Annotated in this window: 21 protein-coding genes and 1 riboswitch; of the genes, 7 read left to right on the top strand and 14 right to left on the bottom strand. The window is 45.8% G+C overall.

Translation table 11 applies throughout. The features are described from left to right. Window positions 1-20: 20 nt before the first annotated feature. The 5 genes from ilvN to E4U82_RS02650 form a co-directional block, all read right to left on the bottom strand. On the bottom strand, window positions 21-539 hold the full coding sequence (gene ilvN / locus E4U82_RS02670) for an acetolactate synthase small subunit (protein WP_135108494.1): 519 nt from the start codon (window positions 537-539) through the stop codon (window positions 21-23). Beyond that, window positions 536-2,263, bottom strand: coding sequence for an acetolactate synthase large subunit (ilvB, locus tag E4U82_RS02665; protein WP_135108493.1), 1,728 nt, complete (start codon window positions 2,261-2,263; stop codon window positions 536-538). The genes ilvN and ilvB overlap by 4 nt, the downstream gene beginning before the upstream one ends. 715 nt (window positions 2,264-2,978) lie before the next feature. Then, on the bottom strand, window positions 2,979-4,664 hold the full coding sequence (gene ilvD, locus E4U82_RS02660; protein WP_135108492.1) for a dihydroxy-acid dehydratase: 1,686 nt from the start codon (window positions 4,662-4,664) through the stop codon (window positions 2,979-2,981). A 63-nt stretch (window positions 4,665-4,727) separates the two neighbouring features. Next, window positions 4,728-5,588, bottom strand: a complete 861-nt coding sequence (locus E4U82_RS02655) for a hypothetical protein (RefSeq protein ID WP_135108491.1) — start codon at window positions 5,586-5,588, stop codon at window positions 4,728-4,730. 18 nt (window positions 5,589-5,606) lie between these two features. After that, window positions 5,607-6,569 carry a bile acid:sodium symporter family protein gene (locus E4U82_RS02650; RefSeq protein ID WP_135108490.1) on the bottom strand — a complete coding sequence of 321 codons (963 nt, stop codon included), beginning with the start codon at window positions 6,567-6,569 and terminating at the stop codon, window positions 5,607-5,609. Window positions 6,570-6,749: 180 nt separating this feature from the next. On the opposite strand from E4U82_RS02650, the gene E4U82_RS02645 reads away from it, so the two are divergent. Next, the gene (locus E4U82_RS02645) at window positions 6,750-7,856 is read left to right on the top strand and encodes a branched-chain amino acid aminotransferase (RefSeq protein ID WP_135108489.1); all 1,107 of its coding nucleotides are present in this window, start codon (window positions 6,750-6,752) and stop codon (window positions 7,854-7,856) included. An 819-nt stretch (window positions 7,857-8,675) separates the two neighbouring features. Here the strand turns inward: E4U82_RS02645 and E4U82_RS02640 are convergent. The 5 genes from E4U82_RS02640 to E4U82_RS02620 form a co-directional block, all read right to left on the bottom strand. Next, the gene (locus E4U82_RS02640; RefSeq protein WP_135108488.1) at window positions 8,676-9,329 is read right to left on the bottom strand and encodes a reverse transcriptase-like protein; all 654 of its coding nucleotides are present in this window, start codon (window positions 9,327-9,329) and stop codon (window positions 8,676-8,678) included. Between the two features lie 80 nt (window positions 9,330-9,409). Next, entirely contained in the window at window positions 9,410-10,471 is a 1,062-nt protein-coding gene (locus E4U82_RS02635) for a dipeptide epimerase (protein WP_135108487.1), read from the bottom strand. Between the two features lie 57 nt (window positions 10,472-10,528). Beyond that, window positions 10,529-11,692: a DUF819 family protein gene (locus E4U82_RS02630; RefSeq protein WP_135108646.1), complete on the bottom strand. Its 1,164-nt coding sequence runs from the start codon at window positions 11,690-11,692 to the stop codon at window positions 10,529-10,531. Window positions 11,693-11,854: 162 nt separating this feature from the next. Next, window positions 11,855-12,172, bottom strand: coding sequence for a DUF3870 domain-containing protein (locus E4U82_RS02625; protein WP_135108486.1), 318 nt, complete (start codon window positions 12,170-12,172; stop codon window positions 11,855-11,857). A gap of 190 nt (window positions 12,173-12,362) precedes the next feature. Then, window positions 12,363-12,818, bottom strand: coding sequence for a hypothetical protein (locus E4U82_RS02620; RefSeq protein WP_135108485.1), 456 nt, complete (start codon window positions 12,816-12,818; stop codon window positions 12,363-12,365). A gap of 217 nt (window positions 12,819-13,035) precedes the next feature. Next, window positions 13,036-13,138, top strand: a riboswitch (SAM riboswitch). 90 nt (window positions 13,139-13,228) lie between these two features. On the opposite strand from E4U82_RS02620, the gene E4U82_RS02615 reads away from it, so the two are divergent. Further along, entirely contained in the window at window positions 13,229-14,338 is a 1,110-nt protein-coding gene (locus E4U82_RS02615; protein WP_135108484.1) for an aminotransferase class I/II-fold pyridoxal phosphate-dependent enzyme, read from the top strand. A gap of 141 nt (window positions 14,339-14,479) precedes the next feature. Here E4U82_RS02615 and E4U82_RS02610 read toward each other — a convergent pair whose 3' ends face one another. Further along, window positions 14,480-15,493, bottom strand: coding sequence for a proline dehydrogenase family protein (locus E4U82_RS02610; RefSeq protein ID WP_135108483.1), 1,014 nt, complete (start codon window positions 15,491-15,493; stop codon window positions 14,480-14,482). A gap of 228 nt (window positions 15,494-15,721) precedes the next feature. Between E4U82_RS02610 and E4U82_RS02605 the strand changes: the two genes are divergently transcribed. Then, window positions 15,722-16,237, top strand: coding sequence for a GNAT family N-acetyltransferase (locus E4U82_RS02605; RefSeq protein ID WP_135108482.1), 516 nt, complete (start codon window positions 15,722-15,724; stop codon window positions 16,235-16,237). A 97-nt stretch (window positions 16,238-16,334) separates the two neighbouring features. Here the strand turns inward: E4U82_RS02605 and E4U82_RS02600 are convergent, their stop codons facing one another. Together E4U82_RS02600 and E4U82_RS19745 are read right to left on the bottom strand one after the other, a co-directional pair. Then, on the bottom strand, window positions 16,335-16,598 hold the full coding sequence (locus E4U82_RS02600) for a hypothetical protein (RefSeq protein ID WP_135108481.1): 264 nt from the start codon (window positions 16,596-16,598) through the stop codon (window positions 16,335-16,337). A 294-nt stretch (window positions 16,599-16,892) separates the two neighbouring features. Next, window positions 16,893-17,051, bottom strand: coding sequence for a hypothetical protein (locus tag E4U82_RS19745; RefSeq protein ID WP_167751301.1), 159 nt, complete (start codon window positions 17,049-17,051; stop codon window positions 16,893-16,895). Between the two features lie 249 nt (window positions 17,052-17,300). On the opposite strand from E4U82_RS19745, the gene nhaC reads away from it, so the two are divergent. From nhaC to E4U82_RS02585, 3 genes are all read left to right on the top strand, one after another. Then, on the top strand, window positions 17,301-18,719 hold the full coding sequence (gene nhaC, locus E4U82_RS02595; protein WP_135108480.1) for a Na+/H+ antiporter NhaC: 1,419 nt from the start codon (window positions 17,301-17,303) through the stop codon (window positions 18,717-18,719). Between the two features lie 281 nt (window positions 18,720-19,000). Then, window positions 19,001-19,882, top strand: coding sequence for an ATP-binding protein (locus E4U82_RS02590; RefSeq protein ID WP_135108479.1), 882 nt, complete (start codon window positions 19,001-19,003; stop codon window positions 19,880-19,882). 37 nt (window positions 19,883-19,919) lie between these two features. Further along, window positions 19,920-21,842: a vWA domain-containing protein gene (locus E4U82_RS02585; RefSeq protein ID WP_135108478.1), complete on the top strand. Its 1,923-nt coding sequence runs from the start codon at window positions 19,920-19,922 to the stop codon at window positions 21,840-21,842. A 56-nt stretch (window positions 21,843-21,898) separates the two neighbouring features. Here E4U82_RS02585 and E4U82_RS02580 read toward each other — a convergent pair whose 3' ends face one another. Beyond that, on the bottom strand, window positions 21,899-22,660 hold the full coding sequence (locus E4U82_RS02580; RefSeq protein ID WP_135108477.1) for a transposase: 762 nt from the start codon (window positions 22,658-22,660) through the stop codon (window positions 21,899-21,901). A 367-nt stretch (window positions 22,661-23,027) separates the two neighbouring features. Between E4U82_RS02580 and E4U82_RS02575 the strand changes: the two genes are divergently transcribed. Continuing rightward, a complete protein-coding gene (locus tag E4U82_RS02575; protein ID WP_135108476.1) occupies window positions 23,028-23,237 on the top strand; it encodes a hypothetical protein in 210 nt (69 codons plus the stop codon). Window positions 23,238-23,264: the final 27 nt, after the last annotated feature.

Here is a 23,264-nt window from a genome sequence, read left to right as displayed (position 1 = left end):
CGGGCTTTGTGAACAATCTCTTAAACCAAATGGGAATTGATTTCTGTCACTTCCTGAGGCTGATATCCTCTCAGAAATGCCGTCATACCTGTGCGTGCCAGTTCTTTAATGCCATATGGTCTTAACAACGCGATCAGCGCTTCAACTTTATCCGGTTTGCCCGTCACCTGGATTGTCAGGCTATCCTTACTCACATCAATTACAGATGCCCGGAATGGGTTGATCGCCCCTTGGATTTCAGCACGCTGCTGGCCGCTGCCGCCAACTTTAATCAACGCCAGTTCCCGTGCCACAATCGCCTTATCCGTTATATCTTTCACTTTCAAGACATCAATTTGTTTGTTTAACTGCTTCGTCAATTGTTCCAGCTTCTGATCATCGCCGACTTCTACAACGAATGTCATTTTCGATATCCCATTGCGTTCGGATTTTCCGACTGAAATGCTTTCGATATTAAATTGCCGTTTATGGAGCATCCCGGTGATCCGGTTCAGGACACCGCTCTGATCCTGCACATCGGCTGTGATAATCCGTCTCATCGCCTCACCCCTATCATTTCGTGGAGTCCTTTTCCAGGGGCGATCATCGGGTAGACGCATTCTTCCTGGACGACATGACAATCAATCACCACCGGACCGTCATAGGCAAACGCCTCTTCCAGCACTTCTGTTACGTCCGATTCTTTTTCCGCCTTCATACCGCGAATCCCGTAACATTCAGCCAGTTTGACAAAGTCGGGATTTTCCGAAAATATTGATTCGGAATACCGTTTGTCGTAAAAACTTTCCTGCCATTGGCGAACCATGCCGAGCGACTGATTATTGATGATCACCACTTTGACCGGTAGCTGCCGTTCTTTAATCACGGAGAGTTCCTGTGATGTCATCTGGAAGCCACCATCACCGACTAGTGCGACAACCAGTTCATCCGGTGCTGCCAGTTGGGCGCCGACTGCAGCGGGGAAGCCGAATCCCATTGTTCCGAGCCCACCTGATGTGATCCACCGGTTGGGTTTGGCAAACGAATAATATTGCGCCGCCCACATTTGATGCTGCCCGACATCGGTTGTCACAATCGCCTCACCTTCCGACACCCGGTAAATCTGGCTGGTCAGCCATTGGGGTGAGATAAATCCTTCCGACCGGTCGTACCAATACGGATAATCCGTTTGATTCTGGCGTAATACGTCCATCCATTCCTCGTGATCGCAAGCCGTTAGGTCGGTTTCCAGTAATGCTTCCAGCGCTTTTTTGGCATCAGCGACAACCGGTATTTCCGTTTCAATATTTTTACCGATTTCCGCCGGGTCAATATCGATATGGGCTACCTTGGCATTGGGAGCAAAATGCTTCAAATTGCCTGTCAGCCGGTCATCAAACCGTGCCCCGATATTGATAAGCAAATCACACTCATAAATCCCCATGTTAGCGGCATAACAGCCATGCATGCCTCCCATGCCCAGCGACAATTCGTGTGTTCCTGGAAAGCCTCCCAGACCAAGAAGCGTATTGGCGACCGGAAGTTCATGCATTTCCGCAAATGCCTTTAGTTCCTCCGATGCTTCAGCAGAAACTACGCCCGCACCGGCAAGAATCAGCGGCTTTTTCGCCCGGCTGATCGCGTCCGCCAGTTTAATGATCTGCAACGGATTCGGCTTTTTGTTCGGCTGGTAGCCAGGCAGATGGCAGTCACCCTCCTGCTCGATACTGACCTCTGATACCCCTGATGAAATATCTTTTGGAATATCCACAACCACCGGCCCCGGCCGTCCAGTTGATGCGATATGAAAAGCCTCTTTGACGACCCGTGGCAGCTCTCTCAGATCCCGAACCTGATAGTTGTATTTCGTAACAGGTGTCGTAATCCCCATCACGTCTGACTCCTGAAAGGCATCCGTCCCGATGACATTGCTCGCAACTTGACCGGTAAATATAACCAGCGGCAATGAATCCATCATCGCATCGGTAACGCCTGTAATCAGATTCGTCGCGCCGGGCCCCGAGGTTGCCAGGACTACCCCTGGCTTTCCAGTAACCCGTGCATAACCTTCTGCTGCGTGGACTGCCCCCTGTTCGTGACGGGTCAGCACATGCCTAAACGGTGCATCATTGCGGTATAGCGCATCATAAATCGGCAGTACCGCTCCTCCCGGATAACCGAACATGGTATCCACATTGGCAGCTGTCAAAGTCTGAATCAGTAAATCTGCACCGGTCACCTTTTCTTGTACTTCTCTCAATTCCTGCTCAGCCTTAACATTCACTGCTGCTCGCCTCCTTTGGTATTTTTGTAAAAACGTAAGGCCTTTTCCCTGCTGTAAGGGTTCTTCAGAGTTTTTATCCAGCGAATTAAAAAAAGACCCTTTTCTCCCACACAAAACTGCAAATTACAGAATTATTGGGGAGAAAAGAGTCATCTTTCCACGGTACCACCCGATTTCATAGTATCTTCGCAAATACTATCTTGCCAGCTGAGAAGTTGGTCAGCTGATTTGATAACAGGTGCATGAGCCTGCACCCGGCCAAGCCTAATAGGGGCCCGGATCCCCGTTCAACAAGGCACTCAGGGAAGATGTCGGAACAATATGCACTTCCGGGCTTCCAGCAACCCCGAATCTCTGCAAATGCATGTGGCATGTTCCTTTTTTCCCGTCATCGTGTTTTTGTGTTTAAAATTGATTCGTTACGCGAACCACTTTTTCGCTAACTTCGAAAAATCAAAAATTAATATTGCCGTTAATCATATACTGATTTTCCGAAACGGTCAACAGCTTTTTTAAAATTTTTTTGACGCTTTTGATAAGTCCAAATAATTGTATACGCTTACAATGACGCCACTCCGCTAAGTGAACTGAACTATTTCAATTTTGTTACAAAGGAAAAAGGGCTTAAATTTCATTGATGGGACGCGGGGTCAGACCCTTTGTCCCATTTTCACAAAGAAAAATCGGGACAAGGGGTCTGACCCCCTGTCCCGATTTATGCGTCCTGAAAATCTGTTACAGCTCCTTTTGAAGAGCAGGAGACATTGTGCGCATATTTGCCCAAGACACCTTTTTTGTACAGTGGCGGTGCCGTCCATCCCTGCTTGCGGCGTTCAAATTCGTCTTCAGATACATCAGCTGTAATTTCTTTTTTGTCAGAGTCGATCGTCACATTGTCACCTTCTTGCAAAAATGCGATTGGACCGCCGACTTGTGCTTCCGGTGCAATATGACCGACGACAAGTCCATGGGTGCCACCGGAAAAACGGCCATCTGTCAGTAAGGCCACTTTTTCACCCATGCCCTTCCCGACAAGCAAACTGGAAACGGATAACATCTCAGGCATACCTGGCCCACCTTTTGGTCCGACATAGCGGATTACCAGCACATCTCCTTCTTTGATTTCATTTTTTCTAACCGCATCGGTCGCTTCCTGTTCAGTATTAAAGACACGTGCAGGCCCGGTATGGCGCTTTACTTTGACACCGGACACTTTCGCAACCGCCCCTCGTGGCGCTAGGTTGCCTTTCAAAACAATCAGCGGACCATCCGTACGTTTTGGATTATCGAGCGGTGCAATCACTTTTTGCTCCTCTGCCAGAGATGGTGCTTCCGCCAGGTTTTCCGCAACTGTTCTGCCGGTTACCGTCAAACAGTCGCCATGCAAGTAACCTGCTTCATAAAGCAGCTTCATGACAGCTTGTACGCCGCCTGCACGGTGCAAATCTTGCATGACATACTGCCCACTTGGTTTCAAATCGGCTAAGTGTGGCACTTTTTCCTGAATCCGGTTAAAATCGTCAATCTCGAGATCGACCCCGACAGCATGCGCCATTCCCAGTAAGTGCAGGATGGCATTGGTTGAGCCGCCAAGTGCCATGACAACAGTCATCGCATTCTCAAACGCTTTTTTCGTCATAATATCTTTAGGATAAATACCTTTTTCCAATAGCTTGTACAACGCTTCTCCTGCAGCGGCACAATCCGCTGCTTTTTCCTCAGATTCAGCGGGATTCGACGCACTGCCTGGCAGACTCATCCCCATCGCTTCAACCGCTGATGCCATCGTATTGGCGGTGTACATGCCGCCGCACGCACCGGCGCCAGGACATGCTCTGCACTCAATGTTTTTGAGCTCCTGGTCGTCAATGTCCCCGTTGTTATGTTTGCCGACACCTTCGAATACGGAAACAAGATCGATGTCCTTGCCATTGTGCGACCCCGGTGCAATCGTTCCACCGTAAACGAAAATGGCAGGAACGTCAGCATTGGCAATCGCAATCATGCAGCCCGGAATATTTTTATCACAAGCTCCGATGGCGACAAATCCGTCCAGGCTTTCTGCGCCAACTACCGTCTCAATCGAGTCAGCAATTAAATCGCGGCTCGGCAGCGAATAGCGCATTCCCTGCGTCCCCATTGAAATGCCATCCGACACTGTAATCGTATTGAAAATAAGCGGTGTCGCCCCCGCTTCCCGTGCCCCTTTCTTAGCGCTGACAGCCAAATCATCGATATGAATATTACATGGCGTGACCTCACTCCACGTACTAGCGATACCGACCATCGGCTTTTTAAAATCTTCATCGGTTACACCAACCGCCCGCAGCATGGCACGGTTCGGCGCTCGCATCGTATCATCACTGAATACCTGGCTTTTGATCCGTAAATCTTTTTCCATCAAGCAGTCCACCTTTCTTTTCAAATTATTATAGGCTTAATTTTCAAATCGTTCAATCTTTTTTTATTGCTTGTATGCCGGCGGGTGCTTAAGATGCGCATGTATCCCGGAGGGGTTGGCGTTGTGCACAATAACATCGATGGTTGGGGCTTTGCCGTTGATGGTCGAGTCTTTGCCGTTGATGGTCGGGGCTTTGCCGTTGATGGTCGAGTCTTTGCCGTTGATGGTCGGGGCTTTGCCGTTGATGGTCGCTCTTTCACCCTCGATGTCCGAGCATACACCGTTGATGCTCGCTCTTTCACCCTCGAGGTCCGAGCATACACCGTTGATATTCACTCCTTCACCCTCGATGTTCGAGCATACACCGTTGATATTCACCCCTCCACCCTCGATGGTCGAGCATCCACCGTCGATATTCACTCCTCTACCCTCGATGTCCGAGCATACACCGTTGATATTCACCCCTCCACCCTCGATGGTCGAGCATCCACCGTCGATATTCACTCCTCTACCCTCGATGTCCGAGCATACACCGTTGATATTCACCCCTCTACCCTCGATGGTCGAGCATCCACCGTTGATGTTCACTCCTCCTCCCTCGATGTCCGAGCATCCACCGTCGATGTTCACTCCTCCAGCCTCGATGGTCGAGCATCCACCGTTGATGTTCACTCCTCCAGCCTCGATGTCCGAGCATCCACCGTCGATATTCACCCCTCCTCCCTCGATGGTCGAGCATCCACCGTCGATATTCACTCCTCTACCCTCGATGTTCGAGCATCCACCGTTGATGTTCACTCCTCCAGCCTCGATGTTCGAGCATCCACCGTTGATGTTCACTCCTCTACCCTCGATGTTCGCTCCTCCACCGTTGATGCTCGCTCTTTCACCGTTGATATTCACCCCCCTACCTTCGATGTTCACGTCTTTTCCGTTGTTTAATCAGCCTGCTTTGTTATGGGCGTCATCAGTTGGAGATTCGTCACTCCGTTTCCCCCACCATGTTGCCAAAATCGGACCGGATATGTTGTGCCAGACGCTAAACAAGGCGCTCGGAACCGCGGCTATTGGCGAAAAGTGTGCAAGCGCTAATGCCGACCCAAGCCCTGAATTCTGCATGCCGACCTCAATCGAGACAGCCTTTTGGTCCGCAAAGTCGAACTTAAGTAATTTTCCAAGCACGTAGCCAATCAATAAACCCAATACGTTATGCAAAATGACAACAGTAAAGATCAGCAAACCGGTCGTGAGAATATCTTCACGGTTAACCGCAACGACGGCCGCCGCCACAGCTACAATCCCGATAACGGAGATCAGCGGCAATGCTTTGATGCTTTTATCAACTTGTTTACTGAACAATAAGCGGACAACAATGCCTAACACGATCGGAATAAGCACAATTTGCACAATCGACATAAACATATCCGCAGCAGAGACCGGCAACCACTGACTGGCAAATAGCAATGTTAGCGCTGGCGTTAAAATCGGCGCCAGGATGGTTGATACAGCTGTGACCGACACAGACAATGCTGTGTTCCCCTTGGCAAGAAATGTCATCACATTTGAGGCTGTACCGCCTGGGCAGCAGCCGACCAAAATAACCCCGGCGGCAATCTCCGGTGGAAGTTGAAAGACCACTGCCAGACCAAATGCCACCAGCGGCATGATGATATATTGTGCCGCAACAGCGATGAGAACACTTACCGGCGCTTTGAGCACGCCTTTAAAATCGTCCAGCGTCAGCGTCAACCCCATCCCGAACATAATAATTCCCAGCAGCAGCGACACGTGAGGCGCGATCCACGCGAAGCCTCCCGGAAAAATTAAACTTAGACCAGCAAATAAAATGACCCAGACAGCAAACGTATTACCCGCAAAGCTACTGATCTTCTCTAATGTTTTCATGTTATCCCTCCAGAAGCTGTTAGATTAAATATTCAAGTATTGTAGCACAAACTTCTAAGCGAAAAAAGGCTAATTTTTTATAACATTTTAACAAAACGAAAGAAATCAAATTTTGGGCTTGCTTTTACCCCGAAAATATTCTATGATTGAATACAACTTTTTACACAAGGGGATGGCGACATGGAGGAGGAACAAGTAATTCGAACGGATCTCTGTTCTTCAGGTAAAGAAAAACCCCAAGCAGACCAGCTGGAGTTTGGAAGAATTTTTACAGACCATATGTTTTTGATGGACTTCACAGATGATAAAGGATGGCATGATCCGCGCATTGTGCCATACGAGCCGCTGTCGATCGACCCATCGGCAATGGTTTTTCACTACGGCCAATCCGTTTTTGAAGGGATGAAGGCCTATCGTACACCGGATGAGGATGCCCAATTATTCCGGCCGCAGCGCAACTTCAAGCGTATGAATCATTCCAACAGCAGGCTTTGTATCCCGCCGATTGATGAGGCGTTTGCACTGAAAGCACTCAAGCAGCTCATCGGACTGGAAAAAGACTGGATTCCTGAAGCTGAAGGAACATCTCTGTATATCCGGCCGTTTATCATTTCAACCGAACCTTATCTCGGTGTGTCACCATCGAGTCATTATAAATTTATTATTATCTTATCACCGGTTGGTGCGTACTACAAAGAAGGCATCAACCCGGTCAAAATAGCAGTGGAACACGAGTATGTCCGCACTGTAAAAGGCGGGACCGGCGAAGCGAAAACCGGCGGAAACTATGCAGCAAGTCTGAAAGCACAGGAACTTGCTGAAGACGGGATAGCCCAGGTACTATGGCTTGATGGCGTTGATCGGAAGTATATCGAGGAAGTCGGCAGCATGAATGTCTTTTTCAAGATTGACGGAAAAGTTGTCACGCCTGCTTTGAATGGCAGTATTCTGGAAGGTGTCACCCGAAATTCCGTTATTCAGCTGTTGAAATACTGGAATGTTCCGGTTGAAGAGCGAAGACTTTCACTTGAAGAAGTGGTTACGGCACATAAGGATGGCAAACTGGAAGAAGCATTCGGTGCCGGCACAGCTGCCGTTATCTCACCAATCAGCCAGCTGGTTCGCGGGGATAAACACCTTGAAATCAATCAGGGAAAAACCGGAACCATTGCCAAGCGTCTGTATGACACGTTGACTGGTATCCAATACGGAAAAATCCAGGATCCATTTGACTGGATAGAAAAAGTGGAAGATGTTCAGCAGGAGACACTTAAAGCTTCGAGTTAATGAAATCAAAAAATCGGAAGACTCTTCTCCTCAATGAAACCCTGGCACGTGATGTGTGCCGGGGTTTTTGCGTGACATAAAGTGAAACTTCATTTAGTGAGGGTTTCCTTTCCACCCCCACTGAAGAGAAGTAAGAAAAGCGCGGGGTGCCTTGTCCACCCCCGAAAAGCTTAAGCAAGAATTTGTAGTGGCGGATTTTGCCACGTAAAATGATTGCTTAAGACCTCGAGGGGGTGGGCGCTGGACATGACTATTGCTGCCAAAGAGCTTAATATAGACAAAAATTTTATACTTTCTTATCTTTGAACAAAGGCTAAAACCGCCATATCCTATGGCAACGCCTTTATGACCTGCATCGTGCAGGCCTGAACAGAATCGGACCTTTGCGGGCAGTTGATCCCCTACTTATCTTTTTCGGGCTCACCTCAAAATCTTGAAGTGGGGGGTTATCGTTGGTTTCAGGCGCTTTCTCGGCCTCTTTTCATCGTGAGGCAACTTCTCTCGATGGTTTCAGGCGCTTTCACGGCCTCTTTTCATCGTGAGACAACTTCTCTTGATGCTTTCAGGCGCTTTCTCGGCCTCTTTTCATCGTGAGGCAACTTCTCTCGATGGTTTCAGGCGCTTTCAAGGCCTCTTTTCATCGTGAGACAACTTCTCTTGATGGTTTCAGGCGCTTTTACGACCTCTTTTCATCGTGAGGCACCTTCTCTCGATGGTTTCAGGGGTCTTTACGTGGTTTTTTAACCGTGAGAAGACTTTTCACAGACGATTCTCTTATACTTCATCTCGTGTAATTTACCAACCGTCATCAATCAAGCGCTATAGCTCGATCACGCTCGTTACCTCAACACCCTTTAAAGCCTGTGATGCCAACCGGTCCGCTTCCTGATTATATTTTCGTGAAACAACCTGATATTCCGGATCAATTCCCAGTCTGTCCAGATCATGTTCAATCCGGTCAGCCCACCGATTTAATGCTGCCTCATAACACGGCCACTCACCTTTTAGCTGATTGATCACCACCTGTGAATCTCCGGCAAAATTAACCAATAAACGATGCACACCTAATAGTTCCAGTTCTCTTACAGCTAAATGAAATGCTGCATATTCAGCCTCGTTATTGGTATCAAGCTCCTCGATCAACGCATTTTTACGCTGGCGCCAGGACTTACCATTTTGTTCATAATAAATAACACAACCCAGGCCGGATGTTTTGGTTACCCGGTCAAAGCCACCGTCAAAATAGACTATCACCTCGTAGGGTTCGGTTTGAATGGCCTCCATTTGTTTCTTTAGATTCTTCATCGTCCATTTGCTATCGTGTTTATCCACAAACATAATCTCTGTTGCACGACCGGTTTTTTTCAGATCTTCAGCAAGCAGAAGTGCTTTGGCTGCTGGCATCTCATCGGAACTGAAGAATGTTTCTGTCCCTTTGGGTGTTGTGTATGCTAATTCAATCCTGACATACATGACGGCATCACCTTTACGAATGGCTTTTTCTCTTTTCCTTCAGTGTACCCTATGTTTCCCTTAAATATTTCAGGCCAAATTCATCCAAACCCAAGACCCGGTTTATGCGATAGTTCAGCTGTTGCGCCGTGCCACGTGATGCCCCCTTCTGAAGACTGGTCTTTCAACCATAATGCCGCATCAAGATCGAAGCGGGTAATGTTGCTGTGTGCATAAGCAAGATGGGCAGCGGCGGTTACTGACACGCTTGATTCCATCATACTGCCAATCATACATTCAATACCTGCACTTTGCGCCGTATCGGCAATTTGTTTTGCCCGGCGAATCCCGCCGCTTTTCATCAGTTTAATATTCAATAAATCGACAGCTTCCATTTTGATCAATCGAAATGCATCAAATGGTGAAAAAAGACTTTCGTCCGCCATGATCGGTGTATCAACACGATCGCGCACATATTTCAGCCCCTCGAAATCATTTGCCGGCACCGGCTGTTCAACCAGTTCAATGCTTGCATTCGCTTCTAAATAACAAATTACATTGACAGCCTGTTTCCGATTCCACCCCTGATTGGCATCAAGTCGCAATGCTACTTCATCGCCAACAGACTCGCGAATTTTTTGTATGCGGCTGATGTCGATTTGCTCATCATTGCCAACTTTTATTTTCAGCGTATGATACCCCTGCCCGACGCGATCCCTGGCATCCTGCTGCATGATCTCTGGAGCGTCAATGCCAATTGTCATATCGGTTACCGGGAACTCTGCACCTCCACCGAGATACTGATGAAGCGGAAGGTGGAAGATTTGGCAATAGGCATCATGCAGGGCAATGTCGACCGCTGCCTTAGCGCTCGTATTGCCTACACAGCTTGCCTCGGCTTTTATTAAAATATCCTCCAATTCCTCAATATTACGATTGAGAACAGCTTGTTTGATGGGCCCGTCAATGGCAGCCTGAATACTCGCAAGTGACTCGCCCGTAATTTTCCAGGTGGAGGCGGCTGATCCAATACCGGCCGCTCCATTTTCCAATTTAATTACGACATCGATCACTTCAATTTCCGTAACTTCCCGGAGTGCCGTTTTAAAAGCTTTTTCCAACGGTTTGGATGTCTTATTGGTCCGAATTTCAGTAATTTTCAACGTGATTTCCCCCTTGTCGTAATGGGACACGGGGTCAGACCCTGTGTCCCCCGCCCGTTAGAGCATGGATAAAATTTGCGCAGTCAGTAACCCGAAATAGGTCCCGAGAAATGACCCAGCCAATGCCATCACAACACCAATCGGTATGAGCGCTCGGTTATAAGCGCCAGCAAGCAGCGGTGCTGAGGCCATGCCACCGATATTGGCCAGACTGGATACACCAAGCGTGAACAAATCAAGCTTGAAGAGTTTAGCTGCCAGACCCATGAACAATGCATGGATGAGCAGAATGATAAAACCGGACACAATGTAAATCGGTGCTTGGAACAGTTGCGTGAAGTCTGCACGGGATGCAATCAAAGCAATCACGACATACAACAGAACATTGGCCACATCCAATGAGCCGGGAACTTTGGAAACACGCGTCATCGCGAGCAGCACACCAACGACGGACACAATAAAGATAGTCCACGTTAGGCCGCTGACAATATCACCATAGGAGGGCAACAGGCTGCCGAGTTTCGTTGCTACTGCGGAACCGAATATGCCGATTGCGAATAGACCCATCAAGTGAACAAAAGAGGTATTCTCTGTTTTGTCCGTCTGTTCTTCCATTAATTCCTTACTAACTTCATCAAGATGTGTGGTGTTCGCCTTCGTCCAGCGATTAAACACCGCTGCAAACGGCACAAGCCAGAACATGATCATGACCCATGTTGAATAATTGATCGTATCCATCACAAGCGCATAACCGAAAATATTTTCCGGAACCTCGAGAATCCCCTGAACAATCACCATATTGGCCGATCCACCTGTCCAGCTTCCCGCCAGTGCACCGAACGCCTGCCATGTTTCCGAGGCATAAAGGGACTCGAATAATAAATAAACCACTGTAAAACCAACAATAATACTAAGCACCGCCGTAAAATACCCAATCAGCATCTTTGGCCCAAGTTTTACAAGCTTTCTCAAGTCACAGTTTAATAGCATGAGCAAAATGAGTGCCGGCAAAAGGGCATCACGAACTGTTCCATACGTATTGTCAATCGATTCCGTATCGCCGATCACCCCCGTTGTTTTTAAAATAGCCCCAACGATATATATAAGAACAATACCCGGTACAAACTTAAACAACTTGCTATCAGAGCTTTTTTCAATATAAGCTATCAGCCCGGCCACACCAATCATGAGCCCTAAGTATAAAAAACCGTCTTGTATCATGAAAAATTCCCCTCTCTTCTGTTCTTCCTGATGAAACTGATCGTTTGCCTTTTCCGTTTGACCCATGAAAATCATACAGAAAAAACCCAGCTGACAGAATGTAAATCCATATCAACTGGGTTTTATCCACGTTTTGGATAGATAAAGCAGTTTAGATGATGATCAATAATTAAAAGCTTCTTCAAACTTTTTCCGTGCATGCCGGTAAGCGACAAGCAGTGCTTTCTGTGAAGACCCTAAATAGCGGTTTGTAATCACTGCCGTTACTTGGTCGTCATCTGAAATCGTCTGACCAACAAACAATGATTGTACAAACTTCTTGGTGATATCAATAACAGCCGTGCACTCAGCATCGACAATTCTTCCATTCGTTTTATCAATGACAAAGCCAACAAAAAACGTCTCATACTGTTTCGTGATCGGATTATTTTCCGGAGATTTTGCTTCGCCTACAACATAAACGGTATCCTCATGGTACAAACTTCGGCAACTCCTTGAAAGACTGTCAGACTCTGCATGGGATGTTATCCGGTCAGATAAGGACCATTGCAGAATGGACTACTTTCATAGATTGTAATGTTATCTTAGCACATTACGTTAGCGTTTTCAATAACCAATGAGCCATCACTGCAATGAGATCTGTATTTATCCCGATCCCATCACGATGAATCTAGTTCACCGGTTCTCTATTGCGGAACAGAAATACTTGTATCGGTATGGTTGCGCTTAAGGTTATTGCCGCTATCACAACATGTGCAACCGCATTTGTGGAGTATCGCTCCGCCAGGAAATAAAATCCGTAAACGATGACGATCAACGGTAAAATGCCTATTGGCGGAATGAACCAGTTAAGCAGTATGGTTGCCGCTATCGTAATGCCATATATCAATGTGAATTTTCCTCTCATGGATGCGTGAACATCATTCTCCACCAATAATGTTAAGAGAAAATAGTTAACAATGGGTACCCAGGCCATCCAGGCTTTATCTTCGTATCCTTCTTGTTTGGCTATTTTAAATAAGCCAATCGCTTGTAGCACATAGAAAATAACTGCAATGACACCAAATATCAACAAAAAGACACCCAGCCCAATCAATAAACCAATTAAAATACTTTCTTCTTCCACGTATATCCCCCTTTATTCACTCTATTTTGTCATAATCATGGCGAAAGACCTAATTCAATAGTTTAGCATAATTAAGACGGCAATTTGTGGGTCTAAGGTCTCAATTTCAGTAACTGCCCGCTATGACAGTTTATTAAACAAAACTGAAAAACATGTTGACATCCGTTAAAATCACCTGTAAATTAATAATTATTATTCAATTACATAGCGACTGTTTTTCTTATCCAGAGAGGTGGAGGGACTGGCCCTGTGAAACCTCGGCAACAGACTGTCATAGTACTGTGCCAATTCCAGTAAGCGCCAAGCTTAGAAGATAAGAAGATGATGGTAATTTTTTGTTACCCTCTTCTTATCCGGAAGAGGGTTTTTAGTTGTGCGCCATTAAACATCTAATTCGGAGGAGAGATATCATGTCCTGTCAACAACATCACAATGAAACGGTTTTTGCCCAAATCGGCAACCAAAAACAAGAATCATTAAAGGCGATCAGCACACCCATTTATTTATCAACATCCTATAGACACAACGAGATCGGGCATGGTCACGGCTACGATTATACCCGCACCGGCAATCCGACACGGGATGTGCTTGAAGAGGCGATGGCCAAACTCGAAAGCGGCGACAAGGCTTTTGCCACCACCTCTGGAATGAGTGCCATTCAGCTTGTCTTTTCCCTATTTGCAAGCGGTGATCATATCATTACATGCCGTGATGTCTACGGTGGGTCCTATCGCTATTTTGAAATGCTCGAGCAAAAGCAGGGCTTTCAATTCACTTATTGGAGCGGCAGCGATGAGCGCGAACTGGCCGAGCAAATCAAGCCTGAAACGAAAGCGATTTTTATCGAAACACCGACGAATCCGCTCATGACAAATATTGATATGACCGCTGTATCACGTGTTGCCAAAGCGCATAACCTGCTTTTCATCGTCGACAACACGGTCTATACGCCTTATCTTCAGAAACCGATTGCTGACGGGGCCGACATCGTGATCCACAGCGCCACCAAGTACCTTGCCGGACATAATGACGTGCTGGCCGGTGTGGTTGTTTCTAAAGGGGAAAAGTTAAGTAAAGAACTGGACTATATCCACAATTCAATCGGTTCAACACTGTCACCATTCGACTGCTGGCTCTTGATGCGAGGCATGAAAACACTGCCGCTACGCATGCGCCAGCACGAAGATAATGCCAGCCAGGTTAAGACATATCTGGAATCCCAGCCGCTCGTGAAAAACGTTCTATACCCGGGCAAAGGTGGCATGCTAAGCTTTTTGCTAAAAGATGAAACACGGGTCGTCCCGTTCCTTCAGGCATTAAGTCTGTTCACTTTTGCTGAAAGTCTTGGGGGCGTGGAAAGCTTAATTACCTATCCTGCAACACAGACGCACGCCGAAATTCCAGAAGACGTCCGCAAGTCATACGGTCTAACCAACGAACTGCTGCGACTGTCAGTAGGGATTGAGCATGCCGATGATTTAATTGAAGATCTTAAGCAAGGGTTTGCAGCAGTGGAATAATTGAATTTCATGATAGACACCCCATAAGGCAATTGTGTATAGCATTCGGGGTGTTTTTTCAATTTACAGCGGTTCTAAACCCAGTGTTCTGCCCAGTTAAATTATTCGCTCGCTAGGCGTTTGAATGACTTTGCATGTTATTCAATCACCTTTCTTATCCCGGTTTGCTCTAATTTGCCATAAAGCGATTGCGGAAGCCACTGCTGCCCCGGCAACAATCGGACCTTTTTTTAGTTTATTGTCTTCAGTGTAAAACATATCTTTCACAACCAGATTGATATTTTGCGGACGTTCAGCCAAACGACGCATGAAATAACCGAACCAGTCATCCCCGAACGGAATATACGTACAGAAATGGTAGCCTTCATCCGCCAACTTGTGCTGCAAATCGTTCCGGAAGCCGTAAAGCATCTGGAATTCGAATGTATCGTTATCAATATGATGTTCTTGAACAAACGCTTTCAATTCATTAATAATATGATGATCATGCGTTCCGATCGACGTGAACGTATCACCAAGCAGTCTTTGTTTGGCAAGCTTCAGAAAGTTTTGATCGATATCCTGCTTATCGGGATAGGCCACATCTTCACTTTCTTTATACGCACCTTTAACAAGTCTGATTCGCACATCTTTCAAGTCAGCCAAATCGTCTTCCGCCCGATAAAGATACGACTGAATGACGGTTCCGACGTTATTATAATGGTCACGAAGAGCATGCAGCACCTCGAGTGTCTGTTCATAATGTGAGTAGTCTTCCATATCAATGTTGACGAACGTGCCGTATTGTTGTGCGGTGTTGAGAATCGCTTTCATATTTCCGATGCAATAATCCTGATCAATATCCAGTCCAAGCTGGGTTAACTTCACCGTTATGTGACAATCCACATTTTCCCTATGAATCGTATCAAGCAGAGTTATAATTTTATCCTTAGCCTGACCCGCTTCCGTTTTGTCTGAAACAAATTCACCAAGATTGTCAAGCGTACAGCTAATGCCTTGCCGGTTCAATTGTTTAACCGCTTTCATAACACTTTCAACAGTTGTTCCAGCCACAAATTTATCGGCACCAAGCGAAAAGCCCCATTTTTTCGCCTGGGTATTTAAAAATCGATTATTGGAAAGTCCAATGAAAAAATCCCGTGTCACCTTTGCCATGCTGAAAACTCCCTTGGCTTAATTTACATTAAATGTATTGTAAGTGCATACACAATTACCCAAATAGACTTCATGTTGATAATTCTATTATACTACAACCTACACTAAAAAATAAAATGGGAGATTACAGCGATTCAAATTTGCTTCCGAATCAACACGGGTGACTGGCCGCATGATTTCTGGTAGGATAGACAGATGCTGAAGAACAATTAAAGGAGAACTGACAACATGGCAAACGAACTGCGGCTCCGCGCACTGGAGAAGGATGATTTAATATTTTTGCACAAATTATTCAACAATCCGGATGTTATGAATTACTGGTTCAGTGAATCTTACATGTCCATGGAGCAATTGAAAGAAAGCTATGATAAAGACAAGGATAATCCAAGAAACCGTGAATTCATTTTAACCAATGATGATGAGCCTCTGGGTTTTGTGGCGCTTTATGAAATCGAACAGCGGCATCGGAATGCGGAATTTGCCATCATAATTGATCCCGCGCATCAAGGTAACGGGTATGCGGGTACGGCAACTAAATTGGCGGCGGATTATGCGTTTTCTGTGCTGAATCTGCATAAACTATACTTAATTGTCGCCAAAGCCAATAAAAAAGGCAGACATGTTTATGAAAAAGTCGGCTTTCGGGCTGAAGGTGATATGGTGGAACATTTCTTTATCAATGGAGAGTATCATGATGGTGTTATGATGCATCTTTTTCAGCGGGATTATTGGAAAATGAAATAGCGGGTGATAAAAGCAAACCAGAGCCTATAAAAGGTCCGGGGGTTCAGGGAGTCAGCATTTTCCGAACCCTCTTTTTACGATAATCCGGTAGCGAACTTCAAGCATGCCGAAGCTTCTTTTCATGCTGTACACTTTTAGTGGATAAAAAGTCAACCGTTTCCTGCGTTTCATTGACTTCGGCCCTTATGCCGCCGACCTTTGCTTCAAGGCGCTCGAAACGCTCATCCATTTGGTCGAAACGTTTATCAACCTGTTCAAAACGCTCATTCATACGCTCTTCCATCTGCTGCAATTGTTCATTGATTTTTCCCGAAAAGTCCTGCAGAGCACCCAGAATTTGCTGCAGTTCCGATTTTTCCATTATCTGTTTCACCTCCTGTTTCTTCTACTCTATTATTCCTATTATAAATGATCAACCTGCTCTTCACCAGTCAAATACTGCCAGTAGCTAGTCAGGTCACGATTATGATAAACCACTTTTATATGAAAGTAAAAAGCAAGAAATGGCATTTTATGAGGCTTTCAATCTGGCAAAAGATCATTTTTCGCTACACAAAACAAGGAAATACCAGACCCCAACGAAGCCAAATACGATTTCGGGAAATTGAAAAGAGCTGCCGGTTGCCCGGACCAGCAGCATTCGGCATCAAACGAACTACTTCGGACGATGCCGCTTGTTCCGCTTATTATCCAAATTGAGAAATTCCCGGTCTTCAGCAAATTCCACATCGGGATCCGGTTTTTGCTTGTTGAATCTGTTTTTATTGTTTTGGGTGTTTTTATCCTTATTACGGTTCTTATTTTGCTCTGACATATAGCTTTCCTCCTTATGTTCGTCGGTTCTCGCGCTTATTTTCCCCGTGGTCCTTCAAATTATGAAAAAATTTGTTAAAAGTCAGTGGCCTTATTTGTCCGATTTATTGACGTTTTTAAAATACCTGCTTCATAACTTTCGCCAACAAAACGCTGTAAACCGTCATGCTGATATCACTTTTGTCATACACTAAAACAAGACTCCACGAGATCCGTCTGTCCATTTTAAATTCCGGAGAGGAGAGTGGAAATGAATCACAATCATGAAAGTCATGGGCGAAATCCGACTATTTTAGAGGTTCTTCTATTACTTGCGTTATTCCTGGCGATTGCTTTTTCATTTACCGGTATTTTTGATTTATCCATTCAATTGGCTTTATTTATCGCATTATTTTTGGTCATTATGCTGGGGCTGAGGTTGGGATATACATACAATGATTTACAGGAAGCGCTGAAAAATGGCATATTTAATGGCCTTGAAGCCGTTTTAATTTTAATTGCTGTCGGTGCGCTGATCGGCACCTGGATTGCAGGCGGTATAGTGCCAAGCATCATCTATTACGGGTTGGAGTTTATTCATCCCAGCATATTTTTATTAGCGACGGTCATTCTCTGTGCCATTACCTCGCTCGCAACAGGTACGTCCTGGGGAACAGCCGGGACAGCTGGAATCGCAATGGTCGGTGTCGGGGAAGGATTGGGTATTCCGTTGCCGATGGTGGTCGGTGCCGTTTTATCAGGTGCCTACTTTGGCGATAAGCTGTCACCGTTATCTGACAGCACTGTTCTGACAGCTTCGATGACTAAAGTTAACATTGTTGAGCATATCAAGTCGCTGCTTTTTGTCAGTATCCCTGCCTTAATCATCAGCGGAATCGCTTTTACAATTGTCGGTTTTTCCTACACAGCAGATAATACAGACTTAAGCAGAGTGGAATCCATCATGACAGCCATCGGCAATACCTTTCATATCAGCTGGATCATGTTAATCCCTGCTCTTGTGGTCATCGTTTTATTGGCCATGAAAAAACCCGCCATACCAACGATTGCCTTTGGGGCTTTGCTTGGCGCCGTTTGGGCTTTCATCTTTCAAAATATGGACTTCATCTCAGCATTAGGTACCGCTTATGAAGGGTTTAGCCTTCAATCCGGTAATGAGTTTATGGATGAACTTCTAAACCGCGGCGGCATTACCAGCATGGTTGGATCTGTCATGGTCATTATTCTCGGGCTTGGATTTGGCGGCTTGCTGAATTATATCGGCGCATTGCAGGTCCTTGTTGATTCCTTTAAAAAATTTATTAAAAATACCGGCCGTTTATCTGTTTCGACACTTTTGACAGGATTTCTGTCCAACGTTTTTGGTTGTGCCATGTACGTTTCGTTAATCTTAACACCGAAGATCATGGAAAAAAGCTATGATCGATTAAACGTTGACAGGCGGATTCTTTCACGAAATACCGAAGTGGGTGGTACGTTAACGTCAGGGATGGTGCCATGGTCTGACAACGGCATATTCATGGCCGCTATGTTCGGGGTCCCTGTATTGCAATATTTGCCTTACATGTGGTTAAATTTCGCCGCGATCATTCTTGTGATTATTTATGGATACACCAATAAATTTATTTGGTATACTGAACGGAATCCAGAAAATGAACAAATAAGATAGACGAAAGGAAGGTGCCTCATTCGATTGTAAAGCAGGGCGCCTTCCTTTGTTTTAGCGATTGGACAATCCATTTTAGTGAAATATATTCAAGTGTTGGGTGTCGTGCGTTTTCAGGGTAGCGTCCCATGAAATCGGCATAGACGCGCAATCATGTGTCGCTGTCGCAAAAAATTTCTTCTGTTATGCGGACAGACACTGCCGGATTCATCTTTTATCATCCATGCCTACAGCTTTCTTCCCAACACTACAGGGGTTACAATAGCTAGTGAAAGGAGCACAATATGACACAATTAAGCCTGCTGCCTGAGTCAATCAGGCGTTTAATCAATGAGAATCGAAATAACCATCACAATAATGAATTCAGCGATCTCATCCGGGAGGGCGGTTATGTCCCGCCTGAAGAAGATCTGCTGATTGATGCCGTCACAGCTTTAAGTATGGGGAAAAATGTACTACTGAAAGGCCCAACCGGTTCGGGTAAAACACGGTTTGCCGAAACACTGTCCAATATGTTTAACCAACCGATGTTTAATGTGAACTGCTCAGTCGATCTGGACGCGGAAAGCCTGATGGGGTTTAAAACACTCGACTATGAGGGTGATAAACAGATTATCGACTTTGTGCCCGGCCCTGTCACCAATTCGATGAAGCACGGAACATTTCTATATATCGATGAAATTAATATGGCCAAACCGGAAACACTGCCGCTCATTAATGGCGTACTGGACTATCGGCGCACCATCACCAATCCGTTCACCGAAGAAATCATCACCGCCAAAGATGGCTTTGGTGTGGTTGCTGCGATCAATGAAGGCTATGTCGGAACGGTTCCGCTGAACGAAGCACTGAAAAACCGCTTTGTCGTAATTGACATCCCTTATCTACAGGGAGATCAATTGAAGCAGCTGATTCAGGAGACCAGCCATCTGGATGATGAACGCACCATTGATCTATTCGTACAGCTTTCCGCTGATCTTATTCAGGCGGTCAGCCAAGGGAAGCTAGCTGAAGACGCCGCCTCAATCCGTGCGTTGATTGACGCTTGTGACTTGAGCGCCATGATCCCGCCAAAGCGGGCTATTCGCCGGGCGATTGCGGATAAGATGGATGAGGATCGTGAAAAGAAATTCGTGATGACCATGGCTGAGACGCTGTTTGCCTAAGCGCGATAGCTAACATCACTTGGATAGGAGAATTACCATGTTTCGATTTCGTGAATCTAATATCGATACTGGTCTATACCTACAGCTGCAAGACATGGCATCTGTCCTGTCAGGTATCCCTGACTTGAAATTTGACTATACTTTTGGATCAGCGATTGATAACGAACATTTTAAAATAACCGCAAGTGCTAATTGGGGAATTGGGAATGCCCACGCAAGAGAAGCAGGGCTTAAGACGGATATCCTGCTTCGGACGATTGGTACACTGCATTATTCCGATATCCAGACAATGCAGCGATTTATGGAAGATCAGCCAGCATCAGGCCTCCCGAAGTTTGCCGGGCAATTATTTACATTGTTTGAAAATATTCGTCTGGAGGAAATCGTTAAACAGGAACGACCTGGAACGACGGGATTATTTTCTATTCGCCGGGATTATTTAAGAAAGTATTTTACGCAACAGCTGGAAGCAAACGTGACGCGGAGCCTCTACCTCGATGAATTGTACTGTCTGATTTATTTACTAATCCAGGCCGATACACCCGACCCTTCCTTTTCAGCAGCCCATGACAGACAAGTGGAGCAACTGAACGCGCTGAAGCCGATTCTTTTCCAATTATTTGAGGCCGATCAAACAAAAGATATAGCCCGAGTTGTTGAACAAACGGTCTTTCGGCTGGGGCTGGAAAATGACTATACCGATATGATGCATGATTATTTTATTTTTCCGATCGCCAATCTTTCCAGCTATACGGCGAAAAATGCCTTTGATGAACTGACACGCACTGACCCGCTGGCCAACGAAAGCCTTGAGGAAGATGTCAGTGAGGAAGACAGCGAAGCATTCGAGGAGCAGTTCTCCACTTGGCACGGTGAAAACGAAAATGCCGACAGAAAGCAAAATTTTATGCAGTTCGAATTAGAACAAGGGACGCGCTCAAGCCTGATGGGTGAAGGGGCACGCGAAACCGAGGAAGGCGATCAGGCCATGGCCGCTATGCAGGGTTCATCAGGGCAAAGCGAGCAAAATGATTATTCCGATATGAAAGCCATGGACAAACAGCAAGACAGCCAGAACAATAAATCTGTCGGTAGTGCTTATGGCCGGGAAAACCAGAATGCCGTTAAAGAGGTCAAACATGCCGAACCACCAACCGATGCGGATGAAGCATTGTATCGGGAATACACTGAGGAAATCGCGCCATACCAGCGCAGGCTTTCGAAAACCATTGAAAAAATGCTGGAACACAAGCGGCAATCGCCCCGGCATGATTTGACCACCGGGCGTTTGTCGAAAAAATTGACCGCTGTTGCAACCGAGGAATTCCCACGTCTTTTTCACAAAAAAGATGAGGAATCAAAAGAAGTGGATGCCGCTTTCACACTTTTGGTTGATTGCTCTGCTTCGATGCTGAACAAAATGAAAGAGACTAAAAAAGGGATTGTTCTGTTCCATGAAGTGCTGAAAGACCTGAACATCCCACATGCCATTATCGGTTTCTGGGAAGAAGCAACAGCAGTAAAAGATCAGTACCAGCCCAATTATTTTCATAAAATCCATTCGTTCAGTGATTCACTTTATCACAATCACGGCGCCAACATTATGCAGCTGGAAGCACAAGAGGATAATCGCGACGGCTATAGCATCCGTGTCGCCGCTGAAGAACTGGAAGCCCGCAGTGAAAAGAACCGCTTCCTGCTTGTCTTCTCGGACGGCGAACCGGCCGCATCCAACTACACTGAGAATGGCATCATCGACACGAATCTCGCTGTCTCTGAAACCCGCAAAAGGGGCATTGACGTGGTCGGCATGTTTCTGGCAGAAGGCGATGTCAGCGAACAAGACAATGAACTGATGCGCAACATTTACGGCCGTGAACGCATCATGATTCCAACCGTGGCAGACCTTCCCGAACATTTTGCACCGCTGTTAAAAAGGTTGCTGTTGAAGGCAATGTGACGCACTCCCGACTCACATGGGGTGGGACAGAGGGTCAGACCCTCTGTCCCACCAGTCTAGTGTATCCTTCCTATAACACTTTTGGAAATTCCCGTCACTCTGGCAAGTTGTCTGATTGTAACGCCGTTTAATTTCTTCAATTCAAGTATAAGCGCATCCCTTTCCCCTTTCTCCATCTGCTGTATCTTGCTTCTGGATGGTATCCCCAGCTTTTCAAGACGGTTCAGGACATTTTGGTCTGGTATTTTTAATTTAGGGGTATCTTCCAGGAATTCATCATTGTTTGCTGCCCGCATATATTCTAAAAACAATTCGAGGGCTCTATTCTTTTCAGGGGAAAATAATTGAAGGCTGAATTCCGTGTCAACCAGTGTAGGATATCCAGAATATTCGTGGAAGCTTGTCCATTGAAACTCGCCTATATCGCTTACCATACCAGCCTTGACAGGATTTTGGTGTATATATCGGAGAACTCTCATAAAACCTGGAATATACTCGATCGTTTCACTTTTAAAACGATCCTGAAATAAGTGGCCGCTGCGTTCATATTTATCGTTATACCATAGAACATAACCCGTGCTGATCCGCTGAACTACTTTTGATATGCTCTCCTCTTTTTCTTTGATCAATAAATGCACATGGTTGTCCATCAAACAATAAGCATATAGCTCAAACTTACTCACGGCCTTACATTTTCCGATAGTTCCCAGCAGCTTAATCCTGTCCTCCCGATCTTCAAAAATCACCTGCCGATTAATGCCGCGCAACATAATATGGTATATCCCATTAACACTCCTCTTTCGCAGTTTTCTGGCCATAGATTCACCTCCTTCGCGGGACACGGGGTCTGACCCTTTGTCCCACCAACCCTTTGTCCCATAATTTTATAAAGCTAAAGATGAGTTCGAAATAAAGGTGTTAACCAAAGTAACGGGTAAAAAAAGGTAAGGAAAGACCTGCCTGGAGAAGGCAGTAAATTTGTCTGTCGAAGATTATAATTAGAAATGAATGGTCCTCGCGGAAAGCATTCTCCCCTTTATGTATTCTACACAAAAATACAAAACCCTTTTTTCCGAAAAAAAGTCTGAGCCTTGACCCGAAAGCGAATTCTCTGCCTCAACGTATAGAAAGATAAAAACAGGGGAAGCTACCGAGAACAATAGGTATGGAGGTGGGTATCTTATCATGAGGAATAATGACCAATTGAATCAGCATACTAAAAACGTGCAAAATGAAACCGGAAACCCCGCCATTTTAAACGATGTCATTGATAATGGATTCGAACAATACCCTGAGCATAATGAAAAACGGACAAACAACAGGCCGCTCTCATCAATTCAGGAGGTTGCCCGCAACAATATGGACGGGAAAACATGGCAGAATACGGAGCATTGAATTGGGACATGGGGTCTGACCCTATGT

This window comes from Lentibacillus salicampi, assembly GCF_004565465.1.
Classification (GTDB): Bacteria; Bacillota; Bacilli; order Bacillales; family Amphibacillaceae; genus Lentibacillus; species Lentibacillus salicampi.
This window is presented reverse-complemented; position numbering and strand designations above follow the sequence as displayed.